2 protein-coding genes are annotated in these 1,015 nt (G+C 72.8%); both read right to left on the bottom strand.

Annotated elements, in window-relative coordinates:
- Positions 1–421: DUF4132 domain-containing protein (locus tag D455_RS0128680; protein ID WP_017574086.1), on the bottom strand; the 421-nt coding region annotated here is incomplete at its 3' end.
- 140 nt (positions 422–561) lie between these two features.
- Positions 562–1,015: UbiA family prenyltransferase (locus D455_RS0128675; RefSeq protein WP_017574085.1), on the bottom strand; the 454-nt coding region annotated here is incomplete at its 5' end.

Here is a 1,015-nt window from a genome sequence, read left to right as displayed (position 1 = left end):
CGGCGTCGAGCCAGGTGCTCTCGGCGTCCAGGTCCAGGACGCCGACGCGGCCCCGCTCGTCCACGCCGCGCAGGAAGCCCCCCTCACCGTCGCCGGAGGGGACGACGAACAGGTCGGCGAGCAGGTCGCGCCAGGCGGAGTCGGCCCAGACCCGGGTGATCATGGGGGTCGGGACGGGCAGGGAGCCCAGCAGCCAGGACTCGACCCGTTCGGCGCACTCGCGCTCGTGGCGTGCGAGCCAGACCAGGACGCTGGACAGGTGCCGCCCCTCGGCGGACTCGCGCACCTTCTTGGGCACCGCCTTGAGCCTGCGGCCCCCGGCGTTGCGGCACACCAGGGCGCCGTCCTCGATGGCCAGGCCGTAGCCGTCCGGGCCCTCGGTCCAGACCGGGCCCGCGGGGGGTGGGGAAGTCGTTGGCATGGTTGAGGTTATAGCGGTGGCCTGTGACACGGACGTGCCGGGCCCGCGGCCCCGACACCCCGCCCCGCCGCCGCGACCCCAACACCGGGGCGGCGCCCCCGGTGTTCCGGAGGCGCCGCCGCGGACGTGTCGGGGGTGGCTCAGCCCAGGAGGTTCGCGATCAGGGGATCGACGGTGACCGCCACGAACAGCAGCGCCAGGTAGGCGTTGGACAGGTGGAAGAAACCCATCGTCTTGAGCTGGGCACCGGTCACACCGGCACGGGAGCGGTTGAGCAGGCGGTGGGCCTGGACGATCAGCAGCACGCCCAGGGCGACGGCGACCGCGCCGTAGAACCAGGTGGTGCCCGCCACCGGCCAGAACAGGACCGACACGGCCGCGGTGGCCCAGCTGTAGAGCACGCACTCCAGCAGCACGCGGCGGTCGGTGGCGACCACGGGCAGCATCGGCACCTTGGCCTGCGCGTAGTCCTCCTTGTAGCGCATGGCCAGCGTCCAGGTGTGCGGCGGCGTCCAGAAGAACACGACCAGGAACAGCACGAACGGGGCCCAGTCCAGGCTGTTGGTCACGGCGGCCCAGCCGATGAGTACCGGC

It is taken from the genome of Nocardiopsis halotolerans DSM 44410, assembly GCF_000341065.1.
GTDB classification, from domain to species: Bacteria; Actinomycetota; Actinomycetes; order Streptosporangiales; family Streptosporangiaceae; genus Nocardiopsis; species Nocardiopsis halotolerans.
The sequence above is the reverse complement of the archived record's forward strand: the minus strand, read 5'-3'. Positions and strand labels throughout refer to the sequence as shown.